This window comes from Uliginosibacterium sangjuense (genome assembly GCF_059132465.1).
Window position 1 is genome coordinate 1,441,172 of sequence record NZ_CP101132.1, and the last position, 21,207, is coordinate 1,462,378.

18 protein-coding genes are annotated in these 21,207 nt (G+C 66.1%); 6 read left to right on the forward strand and 12 right to left on the reverse strand.

Translation table 11 applies throughout. From position 1 onward, the window contains the following. Positions 1–2 precede the first annotated feature (2 nt). The 3 genes from NMB43_RS06560 to cimA all read right to left on the reverse strand — a co-directional run bounded on the left by NMB43_RS06560 (position 3) and on the right by cimA (position 3,579). Positions 3–956: a hypothetical protein gene (locus NMB43_RS06560; protein WP_494351350.1), complete on the reverse strand. Its 954-nt coding sequence runs from the start codon at positions 954–956 to the stop codon at positions 3–5. Next, positions 953–1,576, reverse strand: coding sequence for a Pvc16 family protein (locus NMB43_RS06565; protein WP_494351351.1), 624 nt, complete (start codon positions 1,574–1,576; stop codon positions 953–955). The genes NMB43_RS06560 and NMB43_RS06565 overlap by 4 nt, the downstream gene beginning before the upstream one ends. Positions 1,577–2,016: 440 nt before the next feature. Further along, positions 2,017–3,579: a citramalate synthase gene (gene cimA, locus NMB43_RS06570; RefSeq protein ID WP_494351352.1), complete on the reverse strand. Its 1,563-nt coding sequence runs from the start codon at positions 3,577–3,579 to the stop codon at positions 2,017–2,019. A 196-nt stretch (positions 3,580–3,775) separates the two neighbouring features. On the opposite strand from cimA, the gene NMB43_RS06575 reads away from it, so the two are divergent. Then, on the forward strand, positions 3,776–4,942 hold the full coding sequence (locus tag NMB43_RS06575; RefSeq protein WP_494351353.1) for a M20 aminoacylase family protein: 1,167 nt from the start codon (positions 3,776–3,778) through the stop codon (positions 4,940–4,942). Here NMB43_RS06575 and NMB43_RS06580 read toward each other — a convergent pair. Beyond that, entirely contained in the window at positions 4,903–6,492 is a 1,590-nt protein-coding gene (locus NMB43_RS06580) for a BCCT family transporter (RefSeq protein WP_494351354.1), read from the reverse strand. The genes NMB43_RS06575 and NMB43_RS06580 overlap by 40 nt on opposite strands. 289 nt (positions 6,493–6,781) lie before the next feature. Here NMB43_RS06580 and NMB43_RS06585 point away from each other — a divergent pair, with 289 nt between their 5' ends. Genes NMB43_RS06585 through NMB43_RS06595 form a run of 3 tightly spaced genes read left to right on the forward strand, consistent with a single transcriptional unit; the run spans position 6,782 to position 10,874 of the window. Further along, a complete protein-coding gene (locus NMB43_RS06585; RefSeq protein WP_494351355.1) occupies positions 6,782–9,271 on the forward strand; it encodes an ABC transporter permease in 2,490 nt (829 codons plus the stop codon). Positions 9,272–9,330: 59 nt separating this feature from the next. Then, complete coding sequence (locus NMB43_RS06590; RefSeq protein WP_494352124.1) at positions 9,331–10,050, forward strand: EI24 domain-containing protein; 720 nt, start codon at positions 9,331–9,333, stop codon at positions 10,048–10,050. Between the two features lie 59 nt (positions 10,051–10,109). Continuing rightward, entirely contained in the window at positions 10,110–10,874 is a 765-nt protein-coding gene (locus NMB43_RS06595) for a competence/damage-inducible protein A (protein ID WP_494351356.1), read from the forward strand. 118 nt (positions 10,875–10,992) lie between these two features. Here the strand turns inward: NMB43_RS06595 and NMB43_RS06600 are convergent, their stop codons facing one another. From NMB43_RS06600 to NMB43_RS06620, 5 genes are all read right to left on the reverse strand, one after another. Further along, a complete protein-coding gene (locus tag NMB43_RS06600; protein ID WP_494351357.1) occupies positions 10,993–11,562 on the reverse strand; it encodes a phasin family protein in 570 nt (189 codons plus the stop codon). 278 nt (positions 11,563–11,840) lie between these two features. After that, positions 11,841–12,392, reverse strand: coding sequence for a lipopolysaccharide transport periplasmic protein LptA (gene lptA / locus NMB43_RS06605; RefSeq protein WP_494351358.1), 552 nt, complete (start codon positions 12,390–12,392; stop codon positions 11,841–11,843). After that, positions 12,389–12,958 (reverse strand): LPS export ABC transporter periplasmic protein LptC, encoded by a 570-nt coding sequence (lptC, locus tag NMB43_RS06610; RefSeq protein WP_494351359.1) that lies wholly within the window; start codon positions 12,956–12,958, stop codon positions 12,389–12,391. Before lptC ends, lptA begins: the two co-directional genes overlap by 4 nt. After that, the gene (locus NMB43_RS06615) at positions 12,955–13,476 is read right to left on the reverse strand and encodes a KdsC family phosphatase (protein ID WP_494351360.1); all 522 of its coding nucleotides are present in this window, start codon (positions 13,474–13,476) and stop codon (positions 12,955–12,957) included. The genes lptC and NMB43_RS06615 overlap by 4 nt, the downstream gene beginning before the upstream one ends. After that, positions 13,476–14,477 (reverse strand): KpsF/GutQ family sugar-phosphate isomerase, encoded by a 1,002-nt coding sequence (locus tag NMB43_RS06620; RefSeq protein ID WP_494351361.1) that lies wholly within the window; start codon positions 14,475–14,477, stop codon positions 13,476–13,478. The genes NMB43_RS06615 and NMB43_RS06620 overlap by 1 nt, the downstream gene beginning before the upstream one ends. Before the next feature lie 81 nt (positions 14,478–14,558). Here NMB43_RS06620 and NMB43_RS06625 point away from each other — a divergent pair, with 81 nt between their 5' ends. Continuing rightward, a complete protein-coding gene (locus NMB43_RS06625) occupies positions 14,559–16,529 on the forward strand; it encodes a cation:proton antiporter (RefSeq protein WP_494351362.1) in 1,971 nt (656 codons plus the stop codon). 3 nt (positions 16,530–16,532) lie between these two features. Here NMB43_RS06625 and NMB43_RS06630 read toward each other — a convergent pair whose 3' ends face one another. After that, on the reverse strand, positions 16,533–17,195 hold the full coding sequence (locus tag NMB43_RS06630; protein ID WP_494351363.1) for a prepilin-type N-terminal cleavage/methylation domain-containing protein: 663 nt from the start codon (positions 17,193–17,195) through the stop codon (positions 16,533–16,535). A gap of 224 nt (positions 17,196–17,419) precedes the next feature. On the opposite strand from NMB43_RS06630, the gene NMB43_RS06635 reads away from it, so the two are divergent. Next, positions 17,420–19,189 (forward strand): ATP-binding protein, encoded by a 1,770-nt coding sequence (locus tag NMB43_RS06635; protein WP_494351364.1) that lies wholly within the window; start codon positions 17,420–17,422, stop codon positions 19,187–19,189. Here the strand turns inward: NMB43_RS06635 and NMB43_RS06640 are convergent. After that, on the reverse strand, positions 19,119–20,417 hold the full coding sequence (locus NMB43_RS06640; protein ID WP_494351365.1) for an adenylate/guanylate cyclase domain-containing protein: 1,299 nt from the start codon (positions 20,415–20,417) through the stop codon (positions 19,119–19,121). The genes NMB43_RS06635 and NMB43_RS06640 overlap by 71 nt on opposite strands. Positions 20,418–20,584: 167 nt before the next feature. Then, the gene (locus tag NMB43_RS06645) at positions 20,585–21,205 is read right to left on the reverse strand and encodes a prepilin-type N-terminal cleavage/methylation domain-containing protein (protein ID WP_494351366.1); all 621 of its coding nucleotides are present in this window, start codon (positions 21,203–21,205) and stop codon (positions 20,585–20,587) included. Positions 21,206–21,207 lie beyond the last annotated feature (2 nt).

Here is a 21,207-nt window from a genome sequence, read left to right on the forward strand (position 1 = left end):
GGCTACGCAAACAGCAGGACTGCATCGTTCAATACACACACACGGCCTGGCCGCACCGCCTCACTGGTAGGCGCGGGCAGGGGCAGGTCGATCGGACCCCGCTGCACGTAGTTCGCAGGGGGCGTCTTGCCGCGCAGCACGTCGTTGATGGCGTCGCTGCCGGCCTCTTCCAGCGGCAGGGCGTCGACCGGGTTGTCCGGGAACGAGGCCAGGACAGGCGGCAGGAATACCCACAGGCGCAGTGGCAGGGTGGTGGGCAGGATGGCCCCGCCCTGCACGGCATCGGCACCCAGCACGGCGAGGAACTCGCCGCGATCGTCACCGTGCGCCCAGCCGACCTGGGGCTCGGTCGCGAAGTCGGGTGGGTTGGCGAAGTTGGCCGGGCGGGTGACCACCACGCGTGCCCAGGCGACCGGGGTGGCGGTGGCCAGCGAGGCACCGCGCCGGATGCGCCCACGGATCGCGGTGCTGTTGGCACCCAGCGGGTAGTTGGCGCCGGGCCACAGCCAGGCCTCGCGGATGTTGCGGGTGTCCGCCGGGGGTTCGCCGTCCGTCTGTACCGGGATCAAGGCCAGACGGCGCGGCACGAAGTGGCGCGGGTCCTGGTCGGCGCGGTAGGCAGTGGCGAGCGGACTGCGCTGGGCGTAGCAACGCAGCAGCATGCGGGTGGGGTCGTCGGCCGGCGTGGCTGGCGGATTGGCCTGCTTGTCCGCGGCGGCGAGGACCAGCCGCTTGGCCAGGGGCCCCGTCCAGCGCAGCGCATGGCGGCCCGCCTCGTGCGCCTCGCAACGCTGCGGCAGGGGCCGCTCGCCGATCTGTTCCAGCGCGCAGCTCAGCGCCGTGGCCGGCAATTGCGTCAGCGCATCGCGGCACTGCAGGCCCAGCGCAAGGCGGTGGCCCACGCGGCTGACCTGCACCGTGTCTTCCAGCAGCAGGGGGCGGGTGACGGCGCTCACGTCGTCACCCGCAGGCGGATGTCGGCATCGACGACCGGCGGCGTCGGCTGCGCCTCGGCGGTGTCGATACGCACCACGCGCGCCACGTAGGGGATCGACAGTCGGTAGTCGCTGGGCAGGGAATCGAAGGTGCGCATCAGCGCTTCGGTCGAGATTTCCTCCAGCAGGATCTGCACCGCGTCGGCAGGGGCGTTGTGCGGCTCGCCGGCGTAGTCGGGCAGGGGCAGGGTGGGGGCGTACAGGGTGGGGCCGGCGAGTACCGGCGTGTGCTCCAGCACCTGCATGGCACGACCCACGATCATGTGCTGGTGCTCGGCGTTCTCGGCCCAGGGCGTGAGCAGGTAGTGCAGGTCCAGCGCCAGGTAGCCCTTGCCATCGGCGTTGCCGACGGCGGACCAGGCGGCGCGCATCGTCTTGTTGAAGTCGACGCGGTAGAGCAGGATCGTCAGCCCCTGGTCACCGATCAAGGCCTTGATCGCCTGGTCGTCGGCCAGGTCTTCGGTGCGGATCAGCGCGGCCTTGGCCACCTTGTTGGGAACGGGCTGGCGCATCGTGAAGGCCTGCGTGAGCAAGCGCTCGATGCTGGTGCCGACTGCCGCGATGCCAGTGAATCCTGCCATGCTGCCCGCTCTCTCTGTGTGGCGGCCGGGTGGGCCGCGTGGGTGAGCGTCGTGGGTGGTGTCTTGTCCGTGCATGCACGGCGCCCAGCCATCGACTTGCTTCAATTTCCGTGCTGCTGTTCCGTGTGCTGCTCCTGTGTAACCGGGGTGTTGCCAGTGCTGCCGATGCTGCTGTGTGCGGAGGGTGCTTTGTACCGCAGGGACCGCAAGGGGGTCAACAAGCTTTAAGGCACGAAGGATGTGCCGATCGAATGAAAAAGGTTATAGGTGCTGCATGAACGAATTGCTACGCGCCCGGACCAATGGGCAGCGGCAGACCTGGCCCGGGGGTGGTCTGGCATTCGATTTGTTCGGTGGATCAATGCCTTGCGTCGCTGTGTGACGAACGGGCACTGGGGGGACGGAGAGACGGGCGGGTGCGCGACGGCACCCGCGCGGGTTCAGCGCTTGGCGAGCTTGTACTCGACGGCGTCCACCAGGGCACGCCAGGAGGCGTCGATGACGTCGGTGGACACGCCGATGGTGGTCCACGAGTCGGTGCGATCGGCCGATTCGATCAGCACGCGCACCTTGGCGGCTGAGGCCTGGTCGGAGTCGAGTACGCGCACCTTGTAGTCGGTGAGCTTCATCTCACGCAACTCGGGATAGAAACGGTCCAGCGCGCGGCGCAGGGCCTTGTCCAGGGCGTTGACGGGGCCGTCGCCCTCGGCCGCGGTGATCTCGTCCACGCCATCGACGTGGATCTTGATCATCGCCGAGGAGTTGACGCCGTTGATGCTGGGCTCATTCACGATGACCTTGAACTCCTTGAGCTCGAAGGAGGGCGTGAACTTGCCGAGCATCTTGCGCACCAGCAGCTCGAAACTGCTCTCCGCGCTCTCGAACTGGTAGCCCTCATGCTCCAAGGCCTTGAGGCGGTCGATGATGGCGCGGGTCTCGGCCGAGTCCTTGCCCAGCGCGGGATCGACTTCGTTGATCTTGCCCAGGATGGTGGCGCGGCCGGCGACCTCGCTCATCAGGATCTTGCGTGCGTTGCCCACCGAGTCGGGCGTGACGTGTTCATAGCTGATCGGATTCTTGTTGACCGCGTCGATGTGCATGCCGCCCTTGTGTGCGAAGGCGTCGGCGCCGACGTAGGCGGCCTTGTCGTTGTGCACGATGTTGGCCGTCTCCGAGACGAAGCGCGCCAGCGGCGTCAGCGTCTGCATGTTGGCCGACGGGATCACGTCGAAACCCAGCTTCAACTGCAGGTTGGGGATGATCGCGCATAGGTTGGCGTTGCCGCAGCGCTCGCCGATGCCGTTGATCGTGCCCTGCACCTGGGTGGCACCGGCTTGCACGGCACGCACCGAGTTCGCCACCGCCAGTTCGCAATCGTTGTGACAGTGGATGCCGACCGCCACACCGGGGAAGCGCTGGGCCACCGCACGCGTGATGTCGAAGATCTCGTCCGGGAAGCTGCCGCCGTTGGTGTCGCACAGCACCAGGCAGTCGGCGCCGCCTTCCACGGCGGCGGCCAGCGCCTTCATGGCGTAATCGGCATGGGCTTTGTAGCCGTCGAAGAAGTGCTCGGCGTCGAACACGATCTCCTTGCCCTTGCCTTTCAGGAAGGCGAGGGTCTCGCGGATCATGCGCAGGTTCTCGTCCAGCGTGGTGCGCAGGATGTCGGTGACCTGGTAGTCCCAGGTCTTGCCGAAGATCGCGACCGCCGGCGTGTCGGCCGACAGCAGGGAGGCGAGCTGATTGTCCTCCGCCGGTTTGGCGCCGACCTTGCAGGTACTGCCGAAGGCGATGATCCTGGCGTTCTTCAGTTCGATCTCGCCGACGCGGCGGAAGAACTCCAGGTCCTTGGGGTTGGAGCCGGGGTTGCCGGCCTCAATGTAGGCAATGCCCAGCTCGTCGAGCTTGCGCACGATCTTGAGCTTGTCGTCCACCGAAAAAGAGATGCCTTGCGCCTGGGCGCCATCCCGCAACGTGGTGTCGTAGGCAAAAACCTTGTTCATCGTCCAACCCTGCATCAGACCGGCAAAACGCCGGGAAAAGAGGCGAAAAGTACCATGTATCAGGGGCTTGGCGGAAGGGCCGATGGCCCTTGCCGGAGGGGCTTGGCGCGGCGGGCGGCGGCGCGTGTAAGATGATTCCCCCGCAAAGCGCCCGCTCGCCGCTCGCCCCCGCGGCGCGGGCCGGAGAAGGCCAGAGATGAAGCTCCCCCAGCAGATCGCCGCGCGCCACGACGCGCTGACCCGTATCCGTCAAGACATCCATGCCCACCCCGAACTCGCCTTCGAGGAGCATCGCACGGCCGAGCTGGTGGCGCGCGAACTCGAACGCATCGGCGTCGAGGTGCATCGCGGCGTCGGCCAGACCGGCGTCGTGGGCGTGATCCGCAAGGGCCAGGGCCAGCGCGGCATCGCGCTGCGCGCCGATATGGACGCCCTGCCACTGCAGGAACTCAACGAATTCGCCCACCGCTCGCAGCACGCCGGCCGCATGCACGCCTGCGGCCACGACGGGCACACCACCATGCTGTTGGGCGCGGCCGACTACCTGCAGCACCACGCGCAGTTCGATGGCCGCGTGGTGCTGGTGTTCCAGCCGGCGGAAGAGGGCAAGGGCGGTGCGCCGGCGATGATCGCCGACGGTTTCTTCGAGCGCTTCCCGGTCGAAGCGGTGTTCGGCATGCACAACTGGCCAGGCATGCCGACCGGTCGTTTCGGCGTGACGCCGGGGCCGGTCATGGCCAGCGCCGACCGTTTCGACATCACGCTGACCGGGCATGGTGGTCACGCGGCCATGCCGCATCAGACGCGCGATCCCTTGATCGCCGGCGCGCAGCTCGTGACGGCGTTGCAGAGCATCGCCACGCGCAACACCGATCCGCTCGATGCGGTGGTGCTGTCGGTCACCCAGTTCCATGCTGGCGAGGCCTACAACGCGATACCCACCACGGCCACGCTGTGCGGCACCGTGCGCACCCTGGCGCCGGCCGTGCGTGCGGCCACGCAGGCACGCATGCAGCGCGTGTGCGAGGGCGTGGCCGCGGCCTTCGATGTGCAGATCCAGCTCGACTGGGTCGAGGGCTATCCGCCGACCGTGAACACTGCGGACGAAGCCGAGTTCTGCCGCCGGGTGGCGGCCGAACTGGTGGGCGATGCGCAGGTCGATTGGGCCCACCGCCCCAGCATGGGGGCGGAGGACTTTGCCTACTTCCTGGAGCAGCGCCCCGGCTGCTATGTGTGGATCGGCAATGGTCCGGGCGAGGGCGGCTGCATGCTGCACAACACCCGCTACGACTTCAACGACGCGATCCTGCCCCTGGGCGCCGCCTACTGGGTGCGCTTGGCGGAGACCTGGCTCAAGGAATGAGCCCTGCCCAGGCTGCCGATCACGGTGGCCTCCGGGTCGGCGATGTCACGCAGGCGACGGCGCAACTCGCGGTCGCGCAACTCCTGGTGACGCAGTTCCACTTTCAGGCCCGAGGCCAGCGACACGCATAGCCCGACCAGTACCAGCGTGAAGGGCAGGGCCGACAGGATGGACATCGTCGACAAGGCCTTGAGGCCGTTGCCGTGCATCAGCACCAGCGCGATCAAAGCCATTGCGACACCCCACACCAGCTTGATCCTGGCCGAAGGATTGAGCTTGCCCTCCGACGACATCATGCCCAGCACGAAGGTCGCCGAGTCCGCCGAGGTGACGAAGAAGCTGGTCACCAGCAGGATCGTCACCACCGCCAGCGGCTTGGCCAGGGGCAGGGTGTCGAGCAGTGCGTAGAGCGCCGAGTCCGGCTGCTGGCTCACCGTGGCGGCAATGTTCAGCCCGTCGAACAGCTCGCGGTGCAGGCCTGCACCGCCCATGATCGAGAACCACAGGAAGCTCACCAGGCAGGGGATCACCAGCACGCCGAACATGAATTCGCGCAGGCTGCGGCCACGCGAGATGCGTGCGATGAACATGCCCACGAAGGGCGCCCAGGTCATCCACCAGGCCCAGTAGAACACCGTCCAGTTGCTGACCCAGGTGCCTTGGGTGAAGGGCGTCATGTGCATGCTCTGGCTGATGATGCCATTCAGGTAAGTGCCCAGCGTGGCGGTGAAGATGTCCAGCGTGAACAGCGTGGGCCCGAGCAGGAATACCGCCAGCAGCAGGGTGAAGGCGAGCAGCATGTTGACGCTGGACAGCCATTTCACGCCGCGCGCCAGGCCGGTCACCGAGGACAGCACGAACAAGCCGGTGGACACCACGATCACGCCGTACAGCGTCCACTCGCCATTGGGCAGGCCGAACACATGCGACAGGCCGTGGGCGATCTGTTTCGCTCCGAAGCCCAGCGAGGTCGCTACACCGATGGTGGTGGCGACCACCGCCAGCACGTCGATCAGCTTGCCCAGCCAGCCATCCACATGGTGGCCGAAGAGCGGGCGGAAGGCGGCACTCAGCAGGGCCGGCGCGCCGCGATTGAACTTGAAGAAGGCGAGCGCGGCGCCGACCACCGCATACAGCGCCCAGGGATGCAGGCCCCAGTGGAAGAACACCGAGCGCATCGCGGCACGTGCCGCTTCCGGCGTACCCGAGGCGAGGCCGCCGGGCGGGTTCAGGAAGTGGGTCAGCGGTTCGGCGACGCCCCAGAACACCAGGCCGATCCCCATGCCGGCCGAGAACAGCATGGCGAACCAGGCGCCAGTGGAGAACTCGGGCTGGGCATCTTCGCCACCGAAGCGGATGTGACCATAGCGGCCCATCGCCAGCCACAGCGCGAAGACCAGGATGCCGAACACGACCAGCAGGTAGTACCAGCCGAAGCCCTGGGTGGTGGTGGTCAGCCAGGTGGCCGTCGTGGCTGCCATGCCGGCGGGTGAAACGATGCCCCACAATACGAGGGCGGCGACGAGGGTGAGCGAGATGCGCAAGACCATGCTTCCTCCTTTTTTCAGGATCAGATGTCCTGAGGGAGAAACGCGGAGCAATAGAAGTTCCTTATCGCCTGCCGGCCCGAGCCGCTCCCTGGCGCTGCCGTCGGCGCGAAAACCACCTCCTGACAAGGGTTTTCAGCAAGAAGGCCAGGATTGACACAGAAGGTGTCGACACAGTGTTTTGCCCCGCCAGGCCGCGCGCGTCGGCATGAGCGCGGGGAACAATGCGCCGTTTCGCCGGTCTGTCCTGCGCACGGCACAAGATCAAGAACCCGCTACGAGACCTCTCCCGATGCAGAACCTGCGTCTTGCCCTCCAGGCCCTGCGCCGCGACCTGCGCGCCGGCGAACTGAACCTGCTGATCCTCGCCCTGGCGATCGCCGTGGTGGCGCTCAGCTCGGTCGGCTTCTTCACCGAGCGCGTGGCGGCTGCGCTCAAGCGCGATGCCAACCAGCTCATGGGGGGGGATTTGCTGATCTCGAGCGACCATGTCCTGCCGCCCGACTATCGGCAGCAGGCCGAGCGCCTCGGGCTGCGAGTCACCGAGACCACCACCTTCAACAGCATGGCCAGCACCGACGACGTGGCGCAGTTGGGCGCGGTCAAGGCCGTCCAGCCGGGTTATCCACTGCGCGGCAGCCTGCGCATCGCCGATCGCATGGGAGACCCTGGGCGCGAGGCCGGGCGCATTCCGGCGCGCGGCGAGGTGTGGCTGGAAGAGCGCCTGATCACCGCGCTGCAGGTCAAGCCGGGCGACCAGATCCAGCTCGGCAGCCAGCCCTTCCGCGTCGGTGCGCTGGTGACCTTCGAGTCGGATCGTGGCACCGGCTTCTTCAGCTTCGTGCCGCGCGTGATGATCAACGCGGACGATCTCTCGGCCACCGGCCTCCTGCAGGAGGGCAGCCGCTTCCGCATCCGCATGCAGTTCGCGGGCGACAAACCAGCGGTCGACCAGATGGAAGCCTGGCTCAAACCACGCCTGGGGCGTGGCGAGCAGCTCGAAAGCCTCGACGATGCGCGGCCTGAAGTACGCAACGGGCTGGACCGCGCCAACCGCTTCCTGCGCCTGGCCGCCATGCTGGCGGTGGTGCTGGCGGCGGTGGCCATCGGCCTGTCGGCGCGGCGTTACCTGCAACGCCACCTCGACGGTTGCGCCGTGATGCGCTGCTTCGGCGCCCAGCGCAACCAGTTGCTGAGCATTTACTTTATCGAGTTTGCACTGTTGGGCCTGTTCGTGGGTCTGCTCGGTTGCCTCGGCGGCTTCCTGCTGCAGGAGGCCCTGGCCGGGCTGGCTGCCGGCCTGGTGAAAACAGAACTGCCCGCACCCGGTTGGCTGCCGGTATGGCATGGCCTGCTGGTGAGCCTGGTCCTGATGCTGGGTTTCGTGATGCCCTTGTTGGTTCGCCTGACCCGGGTGCCGCCGGTACGCGTGCTGCGCCGCGAGTGGGGCGGGCTGGAAGCCGGCAGCACCGGCGTGTGGGCCATCGGCGGCGTGGCGCTGGCCGCGCTGATGCTGTGGATCGCTGGCGATCTGCGCCTGGGGCTCACCGTGGTGGGCGGTTTTGCCGCCGCGCTCGGCGTGTTCGCGCTGGCGGCCTGGGGCGTGCTGGGCTTGTTCGGTCGCGCCCGCAGCCTGCATTCGGCCTGGGGGCTGCGTTATGGGCTGGCGGCGCTGTACCGGCGACGCGCCAGCAGCGTGATCCAGGCGGTCGCGTTGGCCCTGGGGCTCACCGCGATCTTGTTGCTGACCCTGGTCAGCCGCGACCTGCTGGAGGCGTGGCGGATGCGCCAGCCGGCGGATGCGCCGAACCAGTTCGTGCTGAACATCCAGCCCGAGCAGCGCGAAGCGATCGCGCAGTATTTTGCCGATCAGGGCTACCCGGGCCTGGAGCTGCTACCCATGGTGCGTGGCCGCCTCATGAGCATCAACGGGCGCGCGGTCAGCGCGGCCGACTACACCGAGGAACGCGCCAAGAACCAGGTCGAGCGCGAGTTCAACCTGTCCTGGGCGAGCCGCCTGCAGACCGGCAACCAGATCGTCGCCGGCCAATGGCATGGCGATGCACGGGTGCCCGAGTTCTCGCTGGAACAAGCCATCGGCCAGCGCCTGGGCATCAAGCTGGGCGACACCATCGAGTTCGAGATCGCCGGCCAGCGCGTGAGCGGCAAGATCGGCAGCATCCGCAAGCTGGAGTGGGACTCCATGCGGGTGAACTTCTTCGTGACGGCCGCCCCGGGCCTGCTCGATGGCTACCCGGCCAGCTACATCACCAGTTTCCACCTGCCGCCGGGCCGCGGCGAAATGATCAACCACCTGGTCTCGACCTGGCCCAACCTGACGGTCATCGACGTCGGCGCGGTGGTCGCCCAGGTCGTCGAAATGACCGAGCGCCTGGTGAACATGGTCAACTTCGTGCTGTTGTTCGCCCTGGTCGCGGGCATCGTCGTGCTGCTCGCCGCGCTCCAGTCCACCCATGACGAGCGCATGTACGAGCTGTCGGTGCTGCGCACGCTGGGGGCGCGCAACCGGCAACTGCGGGCCGCCATGCTGGCTGAGTTCGCGGTGCTGGGCGGGGTCGCGGCGCTGCTCGCGGTGGGCGGTGCGGTGGGCATTGGCTACGCCTTGTCCAATAGCGTGTTCGAGCTGCCGTATTCGCCGCGCTGGCTGGCCCTGGGCGGAGTCGGCCTGCTCGCCGCGCTGGCGGTGGTGGTGGCCGGCTGGTTCGGCGTGCGCGGCCTGTTGCGCCACTCCGTGCTGGAAGGCCTGCGCGCCGCCAGTTGAAATCTGTTCGTGGCACACTGGCCCTTCCTCATCCGCAAGGGATTGCTACCGTGCTCCTGATGCAAGCCGTGCTGCGTGCGCTGCGCAGCCTGGGACGCCCCGACATCTTCTGGCACATGCTGTGGCCCGGCCTGCTGGCCGTGGCGATCTGGCTGGGCGTCATCGTCTGGGTGTGGGGCGACGCGGCCGAGGTGGTGCTGCGCCTGGTCAGCGGCTGGCCAGTGCTGGGCGAGTGGGTGGTGAGCACCGACTCGGCGCGCGTGGCGATGGCCTTCGCGGTGCATTTCTTCCTGATCCTGCTGGCCGTGCCGCTGGTGTTCGTGACCTCGGCCATCCTGGTCTCCCTGCTGGCCTTGCCCTTCATGCTGGACCGCGTATCCGCCACCGACTACACCGACATCGTGCAGCGCCGCGGAGGCAGCATCACCGGCAGCATGGTCAATTCCCTGTGGGCGCTGTTGCTCTTCCTGGCTGCCGTGTTGCTGACCCTGCCGCTGTGGCTGATTCCGGGCCTGGGCCTGATTCTGTCGGTGATGCTGGCGGCCTGGCTCAACAAGCGTTGCTACGGCTACGACGCGCTCATGAACCATGCCGATCGCCAGGAAATGCGCGACATCGTGCGAGAGCAGCGTGGCGGGCTCTACGCCCTGGGGATCGGCGCCGGCCTGCTGGCCTATGTGCCGGTGTTGAATCTGTTCGTGCCGGCCTTCTGCGGCCTGGCGTTCGTGCATTACCTGCTGGAAGCCCTGAGGCGCCGGCGCGGCATGGGGAGGGGGTGACATGGCGATCGGCGTGATGGAAGCCCTGAGGCGCCGGCGCGGCATGGGGAGGGGGTGACATGGCGATCGGCGTGATCATCATCGGCGACGAGATCTTGTCCGGGCGTCGTGCAGACAAACATCTGGCCAAGGCCATCGAGTTGCTGGGCGCACGCGGCATGCGCCTCACCTGGGCCGAATACTGTGGCGATGATCGGCCGCGCCTGATCGCGCTGCTTCAGCGCAGCTTTGCCTCGGGCGACGTGGTGTTCTCCTTCGGCGGCATCGGTGCCACGCCAGATGACCATACCCGGCAGTGTGCAGCGGCGGCACTGGGCGTGGAGCTGGCCTTGCATCCCGATGCGGAGCGCGAGATCCGCGGCCGTTTTGGTGAAGAGACCACGCCGCAGCGCCTGATGATGGGCGAATACCCGCTGGGCAGCGAGATCATTCCCAATCCCTACAACCGCATCCCGGGCTTCCGCATCCGCGAGCATCACTTCCTGCCCGGCTTCCCGCAGATGTCCTGGCCGATGATGGAGTGGGCGCTGGACACGCACTACCGTCACCTGCATCACGCCGAGCGCTGGGTGGAAGAGGCGATCACCGTCTTCGACGCGATGGAAGGGCAGTTGATCGACCTCATGACGGATCTGGAGACGCGTTTCGGCGTCACCGTGTTCAGCCTGCCCACGCTGGCCGGGCCGGATGGCCGGCGCCAGATCGAGCTGGGCGCCAAGGGCGCTTCAGCCGAGGCGGTGGCGGCCGCCATGCGCGAGATGCGGGCGGAGATCGAACGCCGCCGCTACGAATGGGCGCCGGTTCCCGCGCGGAGCACCGGCTGATCTCCAGCATGTCCCGGTCGAGGTGAGCCGGGCATGAAAAAACCCGCAGCCATTGCGACTGCGGGTTTCAATCCCGGCCGGGCGGCCGGGCCAACGCTCTTGGGCCTAGCAGAGGCTATCAGGCAGCTTTCTTGCTCGCGCTCTTGGAAGCGGAGGCGGAGGCACCGACGGCCTTCACGGTCGCGCTGGTCGCGGCGGCCACGTTGGCTTCGGCAATCTCGGCAACCTGCTTGGCAGCCTTGTTGATGCTGTCATAGGCAGAGTTGGCGGCGGCCAGGGCCGACTTGACGGCGGCGACGGCGACGTCGGAGCCCGCCGGGGCGGACTTGGCAGCCTTGTCCAGGGCGCTGGAGATCGACTTGTTCACTTCGGCGACCTGCTCTTCGACGATCTTGCTCAGTTCGTCTTGCACGCCGTGGGTGATCTCATACACGCTGCGCGAGTAGGCCACGATCTTCTCGACCGTCGGCTGGGCCAGCGAGGCTTGCAGGCTCAGCAGCTCTTGCGGGTCCTTGGCAGCCATCAGCGCCTTGGTGTTGGCGATGCTGTCTTCGAGGAAACTGCGAGCGGTGTTCAGGTTCAGGGCAGCCAGCTTCTCAGCGCTTGCGAAAGCGTTGTTGGCCAGGGTCAGCAGGGTTTCGATCTGGGCCTTGCCGACAGCAGCGAATTGCTCAGGGGTAGCAGACATCTCGGTCTCCTTGAATAGAGGTGGAACGGCTGTGGCGAGCTATCGGAAAAGAAACGACCGACTTACATCGTGATTGATGCGCCGCACAACCCGAATTCTAGAGAAGAAAATCTGCGTGTCAACAAGTTTTTGTGCGCCGCAGCATAAATCGTGTTTGGCGTCACAAATCAATAATAATCAGTAAATTAGCGCCGCCAACAAGATCGCTTCACGTGCACGTTGATCGCAGTGCACCGAAGTTCGAGCTGCGTCGGAATGCTGTGCTGCGCAAAGCCGCGTCAGGGCTTGCTCGCGGCCGGCGCCGACTGGGCGTTCTTGGGCTGGATGGTGGCCGTCACGCGCCCGCCCGGTACCACCGTGGCGTTGGGGCCGCTGGTCACAGTGTAGTTTTCGGTGATGGCGTTGTACTCGATGTACTGTCCGCGCGCCTCGTCCTGGCCGTTCTTGACCCAGGCGCGCTGGAAGAACTGGGTGCGGTCGGCGCGGCCGTCGTACTCGATGCGCTCGGCTTCGCCCTCGAACCACTCGTTGCTGGCCTCGCGCTTCTGCTTGAAGCGGGCGAGTCCGCCTTCGCCGCCAGTGGCCACACCTTTCTGGAAACCGTCCGCATCCTGCGTGACCACCACCTTGTCGGCACGGATCAGCATGGTGCCTTGCGACATGCGCACGCGCCCTTCATAGATCTGCACCTTGTTGCGATCGTCGATGCTCAGCTTGTCTGCTTCGATGTTGATCGGCTTGTCGCGGTCGGCTTTCTCAGCCCGGGCGGGTGAGGCAAGCAGGCTGCAGGACAGCAGGGCCAACAGCAGGGGGAGGATGCGGGAGTTCATGGTTTGCCTTGTTGCAGAGTGGCGTTGACCTGGCTGTCCAGCCGGAGCTGGCCGCGTGCCTGATCCCACTCGGCACCGACGGCGGCTACGCGGGTCTCGCCTTCGACATACAGCACGGGGGCCTGGCTGCGCCCGACCTGTTGTTCGGTCAGCACGGTCAGTTGTTCGGTGGTCAGGACTTGGTCAGGGCCGCCGGCGGCGAGCTTGCGCACGCCGCGGACCTGGTTCTTGAGGTCGATGCGCGTGTTGTCCTCGGAAACGAGGCCATGCTGGCCGGACCAGTAGCTGGTGCCGTCCGCGGCCAGTAACGTGATGCGCGGCTCGACCAGTTCGGCGCTCTGGTTGTCCGGGTAGTGGTACATGCGCTGTGCGGTCAGGTGGGTGCTCAGCTTGCCGTCGGCGCCGAACTGGCGCGCGGTGAAGTCGTCCATGATCGTGTCCGGATCGTGGCGCAGGTTCAGCGAGCGACCATCGCCTTCCTTGCTGACGATGTAGTTCAGCCAGTAGGCCGCCATCGCCAGCAGCATGACCATCAGCAGCGGGAACAGGGAGCCCAGGCGTTTCATGCCAGGTAGGCCTGCAGCATCGCGTCAAGCCGGCCTTGGCTGGACAGGATGAAGTCACATACCTCGCGCACCGCGCCACGTCCGCCGCCCTTGCTGGCGACGAAATCCACGTGCTCGCGTACGAAGGCATGGCCGTCGGCCACGGTCGCCGAGAAGCCGCCGTCGCGCAGGATCGGCAGATCGACCACGTCATCACCCATGTAGCCGCTTTGCTCGGGGCTCAAGCCCAGCTTCTGGCGCAGCTCGCGCATCACCGCGCGTTTGTCATGCACGCCCTGGAACAGTCGTGTGACACCCAGGTTGGCCGCACGCAGCTCCACCATGCGCGAGGCACGGCCGGTGATGATGGCAACTTCGATGCCCGCTTCCATCAGCATCTTGAGACCGTGACCGTCGAGGCTGGAGAAGCTTTTGATCTCGTCGCCGTTGGGCGTGAAGAAGAGGCTGCCGTCGGTCAGCACGCCATCCACGTCGAAGGCCATGAGGCGCAGGCGGGCCGCCTTGTCGCGAGCATTCATCAGATCACCTTGGCCTGCATCAGGTCGTGGGTGTTGAGGGCGCCCTGCAACAGACCCGTTTCGTCGGTGACGAGAATCTGGTTGATGCGGTTGCGGTCCATCATTTCAGCAGCCTCGGTGGCCAGTGCCTCGGCACGGATCGAGCGCGGATTGCGATGCATCACCTCGCCGATCGTGAGCTGGCGCAGGTCGGTGCCGGCGGCCAGCAGGCGCCGCAGGTCGCCGTCGGTGAAGATGCCCAGCACCTTGCCGGCCTCGTCGCAGATCGCCGTCATGCCCATGCCCTTGCGCGAGATTTCCAGCATTGCATCGCCAAAACTGGCGGAAGGGGCGACCCGCGGAATCGCCTCGCCGCTGCGCATCACGTCGCGCACATGGGTCAGCAGGCGGCGGCCCAGCGCGCCACCCGGATGGGAGCGCGCGAAGTCGGCCGGTCCGAAGCCACGTGCATCGAGCAGGGCCACCGCGAGCGCGTCGCCCAGGGCCAGCGTGGCGGTGGTGCTGGCGGTCGGGGCCAGGTTCAGGGGGCAGGCTTCCTCGGCGATGCTGGCATCGAGATGCACGTCGGCCAGCTTGGCCAGCGGGGAGTCGGGGCGGCCAGTCATCGCGATGAGGTGCGCCCCCATGCGCTTGATCACCGGCACGATGGTCAGCAGCTCCTCGGTGCTGCCGGAATTCGACAGGCCGATGAAGACGTCATTTGATTGCACCATACCCAGGTCGCCATGCGCGGCTTCGCCCGGATGGACGAAATAGGCTGGCGTGCCGGTCGAGGCGAGGGTGGCGGCGATCTTGCGCGCGATATGGCCAGACTTGCCCACGCCACTCACGATCACCCGGCCCGAGCTGTCGAGGATGATCTGCAAGGCCTGCAGGAAGCGCTCGTCGAAGCGATCGGCAAGCGCCGCGACGGCGGCCGATTCGATGGCAATCACGCGGCGCGCCAGGGCCAGCGCGCCAGGGCCGGCCACCAGGCGGCGAGGGGAATCATTCAGTGTCATCGCACCGGGTTCCGGTTAAACTCGGCCCGGAGTATAGCAAAAGCCCGTACCCGCCCCGGACGGCACGTTCTTCCCGGACTCATGCACAACGCCCTAGATCTCGTCCTGGTGCTGCTCGCTGCCGCAGTCGTGGTGGTGACGCTGTTCCGGGCCGTCGGCCTCCCCCCCGTGCTGGGCTACCTGCTGGTCGGTGCCGCCCTTGGCCCCCATGCCGCCGGCATCGTGCCAGACACCGAGCAGGCGCGCTACCTCGCCGAGTTCGGCGTGGTCTTCCTGATGTTCTCCATTGGCCTCGAGTTCTCGCTGCCACGCCTGTTCGCGATGAAGCGCATCGTGTTCGGCCTGGGCAGTGCGCAGGTTGGCCTGACCCTGCTCGTGCTTACCGTGCTGGAGCACTTCATCGGCCTCGGCTGGGTCTCCAGCCTGGCGCTCGCCAGCGCGATGGCGATGTCCTCCACCGCGATCCTGTCCAAGCTGCTGGCCGACCGCATGGAGCTGGAGTCGCCGCACGGGCGCGAAGTCATCGGCGTGTTGTTGTTCCAGGACGTGGCCGTGGTGCCCCTGCTGATCGTGCTGCCCGCGCTGTCGCAAGGCCCCGAGGTGCTGGCCGAGACCCTGGGCTGGGCCGCCGTGAAGACGGTGGTGGTGCTGTCCCTCGTACTCTATTTTGGCCACCGTCTGATGCGACCGCTGTTCCACATGGTCGCCAAGCGCAAGTCCTCCGAGCTGTTCATCCTGACCGTGTTGCTGGTCACGCTCGGGTTGGCCTGGGTGACCGAACGTGCCGGGCTGTCGTTGGCGCTGGGCGCCTTCCTGGCCGGCATGCTGATCTCGGAGACCGAGTTTCGCTACCAGGTGGAAGAGGACATCAAACCCTTCCGCGACGTGCTGCTGGGCCTGTTCATGGTCACCGTGGGCATGTTCCTCAACTTCGGCGTGCTGATGGGCAACCTCTTGTGGGTGCTGGGCGTGCTGCTGCTGATGTTGCTGATCAAGTTCCTGGTGGTGATGGGGGCGGTGCGCGCCTTTGGCGAACCGACTGGCACCGCAGTGCGATCGGGTCTGTGGCTGTGCGCTGGCGGCGAGTTCGGCTTCGTCCTGCTGACCCAGACCACCGAACTGGGCCTGGCGCCCACCGAGCCGACCCAGATCGTGCTCGCCGCCCTGGTTCTGTCGATGCTGATGGCCCCGCTGCTGGTGCAGTGGAGCGATCGCATCGTGCTGCGCTTCGTGGCATCCGAGTGGCTGTTGCGCTCCATGCAACTGACCAAGGTCGCTGCGCAGAGCATTGCCACCGACAAGCATGTGCTGATCTGTGGTTATGGACGCAGTGGCCAGTACCTGGCGCGCTTCCTGGAGCAGGAGAACATCAGCTACATGGCGCTTGATCTTGACCCGGACCGCGTGCGCGAGGCGGCCGCGGCCGGTGACTCGGTGGTGTTCGGCGACTCGGCGCGGCGCGAGACCCTGGTGGCGGCCGGCGTGCTGCGGGCCAGTGCGGTCGTGGTGTCGTTCAACGACATGCATGCCACGCAGCGCGTGATTGCCCATGTACATGCCCTGCGGCCAGACGTGCCCATCGTGGTGCGCGCGGCCGACGAGCGCGACATGGAGCGCCTGCTGGAACTGGGCGCGGCCGAGGTGGTGCCGGAGATGCTTGAGACCAGCGTGATGCTGGCCAGCCACACCATGGCCCTGGTCGGAGTTCCGCTGACCCGGGTGGTGCGTCGTGTGCGCGACATCCGTGGTCAGCGCTATGGACTCATGCGCGGCTTCTTCCATGGCGCATCCGACATCCCGGAGCGCCCCGACGCCCAGCAGGAGCGTCTGCAATCCATTGTGCTGCAGCCTGGCGCCTGGGCCGTCGGGCGCCGGATCGCCGACATCACCACGCCGCTGCTCGGGGTGCGCCTGTCGGCGCTACGCCGCAAGGGCGTGCGGATGCTGGAGCCGGATGAGGAAATGATGCTGGAGGCCGGCGACGTACTGGTGCTGCTGGGCGTGCCGGCCGATCTGGCGGTGGCGGAGTTGCGTTTGTTGAAAGGCGGCTAGTTTTCAATAACCCGCACACACGATGTAAAGCGAGCCCTCCACAAGCGGGGCCGGCGCGATAGCACCACCATTGGCGGGATCAAACACTCCAACTGAGCCAGTGTTGGGAATGCCATCGTCCATGGTGGAATCCACCTGTTGTGCGATGCGTCCCGAAATTTGGTCCTGGCAGACGAAGAGCCGGCCCGTAATTGGCGCGTTCGCTGCGGGCAGGCCTGCGGCTGTAGTGACGCCGATGCGTCCCCCCTCGCTATTGCGACTTACCCAGTTGGCAACGGTAGCTGCAGTCGGTGCTGCAGTGTTGCCAGTCGCAAGGTTGGCTAACCGGAGGTGCTGCCAAAGCAGCAGGGACTCGTCGGTCAAGGTGGTGGAGTCCCAGGCACCTTGGATGATGCCATTTCCCGGGCCATTGGCCGGTGTGGTGGCTTGGACCGCGACGTTCCCCAAGTGTGCCTGCACAGCGGGGTCGTCGCCTGGCAGAACCCGAAAGCGATCCTGATAACCGGCAATCATCGCCGCTGTGTTACGGAAGTCGTTGACGACGGACTTCGCCTTCGCACTGTTGATCAACTCCTGCCCCTTCAAGACTCCGCCCAGCAGCAGGCCGATGATGACGAGCACGATGGCGATTTCGACGAGGGTGAAGCCGGACTGGTTTTTCTTCATGATGATCGGGGCCGATGGGGCATGCGCGGAATGGTGTAATTTGCCACTAGCAATCCAGATGCCAGGCAAGAGTGAGGCTCTTGTTCCATGAAAATGCCAAATCCATCACGGCGATATGCCCGATTCCTGACAGGTGTGCTTTTTTTCACAGTGCAGGGTGATGAAACCCCGACAGTGGTGCTTCGGTCCGCGGCAAGTGGCGTATCCGCTGCGGAGGGGTGTCGATGAATGCGCTGAGCCTGGCGTGGCAGCGGCGCTTTGGCGGACGCCCATGGTTGCTGGTGTTCTCGCTGCTGCTGTTGCACCTGGCGCTGACCCAGGGGGTGGATTCGCCGGTCGGGCGTGGGCTGCTGGTGGGGCATGTCGGCTCTGTCTTGTTGTGGCAGCCCCTCGTCAAAGGAGATCGGCGCCTGTCGGCGCTGGAGCTGGTGGTGTGGCTCGGGCTGGCGGCCCTGGTGAGCTGGCGTGCGTCCTGGGGCTTGATGCTGTACTGGTCCCTGTTCCTTGCCGGCATGCTGGGCGGGCGCCTCTTTACGCTGGCCGCCACGCCGGCCCGGTTGCAGCACTGGCTGGCCTTGATCTATCTGGCCTTCGCGCTGATCGGCTTGATCCTGCCCGAGATCCTGCCGCACAGCGAACCGCCGCCGGAACTGCTGGGGCCCTTCGTGGCGGGGCTGACGCCCTTGTTGTTCCTGTTGATGCTGGCGATCCGCACCCCACGACGACCTTCGCGTGAGGGTGCGCGCATCGATTTCGTCGGCAGTCTGCTGATGGTGCTGGTGCTGGGCGGTGTGATGCTGGGCGCGCTGACCCTGATGTTCGTGGGTGGGCGGGGCTATCTGCAGGCGCTGCTACAAGCCAGTTTCATCACGGCAGGCGGGCTGCTGCTGCTTGGCTGGGTGTGGAACCCGCGTGCCGGCTTCGTTGGGTTGGGGCTGGAGGTTGCACGCCATGTGATGTCCGGCGGGCGGGCCTTCGAGCACTGGCTGGATGAGGTCGCGCGGCTGGCGGTCGATGACGGCGAGGCCGAGGGGAGCGTGGCGCGCTTTCTCGCTGGCGCCTGCAAGGGGATGCTGGCCTGGCCAGGGGTGGCGGGGGTGCGCTGGGAACTTGAGGGGCAAGCGGCGAGCGGCGGCTTGGGACGCTGCCTCAGTGCGCCGGTACGTATTGAGCACGGCCCGCTGGTCATCCAGCTATATGGCTGGCGCGACTTCAACCCGACCCTGCTGTGGCAGGCCGACCTGATGGTGCGTCTGCTGGCTCAGTTCACCGCCGCGCGCGTGCAGGCGGAGCGGCTGCGCGCCATGTCCTACGTGCATGCGGTGCATGAGACGGGCGCGCGCATGACCCATGAGGTCAAGAACCTGTTGCAGTCGCTGGACACCCTGTGTTTTGCGCTCGCCAACACGGAGGTCGGGCGCGAGGCCGACCTGCAGGCCATGCTCGGCCGCCAGTTGCCGGCGATCAGCCTGCGTCTGCACGAGGCGCTGGCGCGCATCCGTCAGCCCGTGCTGGATGCCGACCGGCCAGTGGCCGCCGGGGTATGGTGGACAACGCTGCAGGCGCGTTTTGGTGGGCTCGACATCCAGTTCGTGGCCAGTCTGCCGAATGAGTCCGCCGGCCTGCCCGGCGCGCTGTTCGACACGGTGGCCGACAACCTGCTGCGCAATGCGCTCGACAAGCGAGCCGAGGGGGCAGTCGACATCCGTGTGACGCTGGACATGACCCAGCCGGGCGGGCGCTTGTCGGTGCAGGACGATGGTCCGGCCATCCCAAGGGAACGCGCGGCGGCCCTGTTTGCCCAGCCCTTGGGCGGCGGGCGCGGTCTGGGCATCGGCCTTTACCAGTCGGCGCGTCTGGCCGAAGCGGCTGGCTACCAGTTGGTGCTGGCCGAGAATCAGTCAGGTTGCGTGCTGTTCCGGCTCAGCCTGGCAGCGGGGGCTCGCTCAGCGCCGGGTGGCGGAGCGAGCGCCCCAGCAGACGCCATATCTTGACCTGACCTTTGCCTTTGAGCCCCAGGGTGACCGGGTCCTCGAACTCGAACTGGCCGCGCAAGCGCAGATAGGTGGCTTCGTCGCAGGAGATGCCACTGGGCAGGCTTTCGTCGGTGATGCGGCTGGCGAGGTTGACGGTGTCGCCCCACAGGTCATAGATGAACTTCTTCTTGCCGACCACACCGGCCACGACTGGGCCAGTGCCGATACCGATGCGGATCTGCAGCGGCTCGCTGCGAATGCTCTGATCGCGCCGCAGCCAGTCGCGCATGTCCAGCGCGAGTTCGGCGATGGCGCTGCAAGGGTGGCTCAGGCTGTCGTTGAGGCCGCCGGCCACCATGTAGGCGTCGCCGATGGTCTTGATCTTCTCCAGCCCGCGTATCTCGGCCAGCTCGTCGAAGCCGCTGAACACCCGGTTGAGCATGGCGAACACCTGGTTGGGCTGCATCCCGGCCGCGAGTTCGGTGAAACCCACGATGTCGACGAACATCACGGTGACATCCGAAAAACCATCGGCGATGGTTGCGTCCGACATCTTCAGGCGGGCCGCCACCGGGCCGGGCAGGATGTTGAGCAGCAGGCGCTCGGCATGGGCCTGCTCGATGGCCAGCCGGGCATGGGCCTCCTCCAGTTGCTCGCGTGCTTTCTCGCGCTCGACCAGTGCAAAGCGCAGCAGCAGGTAGACGATGCTAGAGATCGTGACGAAGTTCAGCGCGAAGAACACCATCGAGATGCGCCGCGGGACTTCGGTACGGGCGGTCACGTCGGCCAGCAGATAGTCGAAGCCGCCGGTGATCAGTGTCATCACCAGATAGGCCACCAGCCACGGCAGTGACTCGCGCACGCCCAGGCACAACAGCGCAGCGACGGGCGCCAGCAGGCCCCACAGCGTCAGGCCCGAGGCCGATACGAAGTCGCCCATGGCCCACTGTGCGACGAAGGGGAAGAACAGCAACAGCCCCAACTGCGATATGCGGAACAGGTTGAAGTTGCCGCTGCGCAGGTATAGCGCGAGGTTCAGCGCGATCAGCACCTGCAGGCCAAACGGCAGGCTGGCCGACAGGCGAGGCCCCAGAAGCCAGTAGATCAGCAGCCACAGGCTGGCGGCGACACAGACCAGTGCGCTGATGAAGACCAGCATGGACTTCTGGAGGGCCAGGTCTTCACTGTCGCCGGGCTCGACACCGGCGTTGCGTAAGCGCTGAAGGAAGGTCGAAGTGTTGCTCACGGCAACATGATAACCAGCGTGCGCATCTTCAGTGGGGCTTCAGACAAGGCCGGGCTGTTTCCGTTGGCTGCGCAGCTTGCTCCGGCTTGAGTGTGCATCACGGAAAAGCGTTTCTTTGCTCTTGGCGTATTTGGCGCTACGCCAAGCTAAGCGATGACGAGCTGTTGTTAAGGCCCGGTCGGGGCATCCCAACCACCCTCCATCATGCGACCCAGCAAAACGAAACGTGATTCCCACATAACGATGTCGTCAGAGTTCGGTGCTTCGCCCACGTAGTCGGTGGGGGTACTGCCCTTCGAGTTGTCTTGCGAGTCAGGCCCCGTGGACCACAGAATGAACGCGACTGCGCCTGGGCTGGCGAGCGTGTTTCCAGCCGCGTTGTGTATCGTCAGGGAGCCAGGTGTTGTTAATGTGATTGATGATCCGCCCTCCCTGAACCCCGGGCTGACGACATAGCGCACAGTCTGTCCCCAAGGATCACGTTCGGCGAGCCCGAGTGATTTCCAGGGCAGGCCGCAGCTCTGGAGCCCGCAGACGTCAGGATAGTTTGTTGCACAGCTGTTTGATTCGCCATCGCCGTCTGTGTCCGGACAAGGAAGTTGCTGCTTGACGACTGCGTACATCAAGAGCGCTTCGCGTGCTTCCAAGAGTTGATCGCGCGCTTCAAGAAAACGGCTTCGTTCGTTTTGCACCCGCAACGCGGTGATCGCTCCGATGCCTAGGATTGCGACGATGATCAGCACGACACTCAGTTCAGCGAGTGTGAAACCCTGCTGTGCTCTCTTCATTG

Coding starts and splice junctions, on each gene's coding strand:
- NMB43_RS06565 (WP_494351351.1), bottom strand. CDS start 1,576: ATGGCAGGATTCACTGGCATCGCGGCAGTCGGCACCAGCATCGAGCGC.
- cimA (WP_494351352.1), bottom strand. CDS start 3,579: ATGAACAAGGTTTTTGCCTACGACACCACGTTGCGGGATGGCGCCCAG.
- NMB43_RS06575 (WP_494351353.1), top strand. CDS start 3,776: ATGAAGCTCCCCCAGCAGATCGCCGCGCGCCACGACGCGCTGACCCGT.
- NMB43_RS06580 (WP_494351354.1), bottom strand. CDS start 6,492: ATGGTCTTGCGCATCTCGCTCACCCTCGTCGCCGCCCTCGTATTGTGG.
- NMB43_RS06585 (WP_494351355.1), top strand. CDS start 6,782: ATGCAGAACCTGCGTCTTGCCCTCCAGGCCCTGCGCCGCGACCTGCGC.
- NMB43_RS06590 (WP_494352124.1), top strand. CDS start 9,331: ATGCAAGCCGTGCTGCGTGCGCTGCGCAGCCTGGGACGCCCCGACATC.
- NMB43_RS06595 (WP_494351356.1), top strand. CDS start 10,110: ATGGCGATCGGCGTGATCATCATCGGCGACGAGATCTTGTCCGGGCGT.
- NMB43_RS06600 (WP_494351357.1), bottom strand. CDS start 11,562: ATGTCTGCTACCCCTGAGCAATTCGCTGCTGTCGGCAAGGCCCAGATC.
- lptA (WP_494351358.1), bottom strand. CDS start 12,392: ATGAACTCCCGCATCCTCCCCCTGCTGTTGGCCCTGCTGTCCTGCAGC.
- lptC (WP_494351359.1), bottom strand. CDS start 12,958: ATGAAACGCCTGGGCTCCCTGTTCCCGCTGCTGATGGTCATGCTGCTG.
- NMB43_RS06615 (WP_494351360.1), bottom strand. CDS start 13,476: ATGAATGCTCGCGACAAGGCGGCCCGCCTGCGCCTCATGGCCTTCGAC.
- NMB43_RS06620 (WP_494351361.1), bottom strand. CDS start 14,477: ATGACACTGAATGATTCCCCTCGCCGCCTGGTGGCCGGCCCTGGCGCG.
- NMB43_RS06625 (WP_494351362.1), top strand. CDS start 14,559: ATGCACAACGCCCTAGATCTCGTCCTGGTGCTGCTCGCTGCCGCAGTC.
- NMB43_RS06630 (WP_494351363.1), bottom strand. CDS start 17,195: ATGAAGAAAAACCAGTCCGGCTTCACCCTCGTCGAAATCGCCATCGTG.
- NMB43_RS06635 (WP_494351364.1), top strand. CDS start 17,420: ATGAATGCGCTGAGCCTGGCGTGGCAGCGGCGCTTTGGCGGACGCCCA.
- NMB43_RS06645 (WP_494351366.1), bottom strand. CDS start 21,205: ATGAAGAGAGCACAGCAGGGTTTCACACTCGCTGAACTGAGTGTCGTG.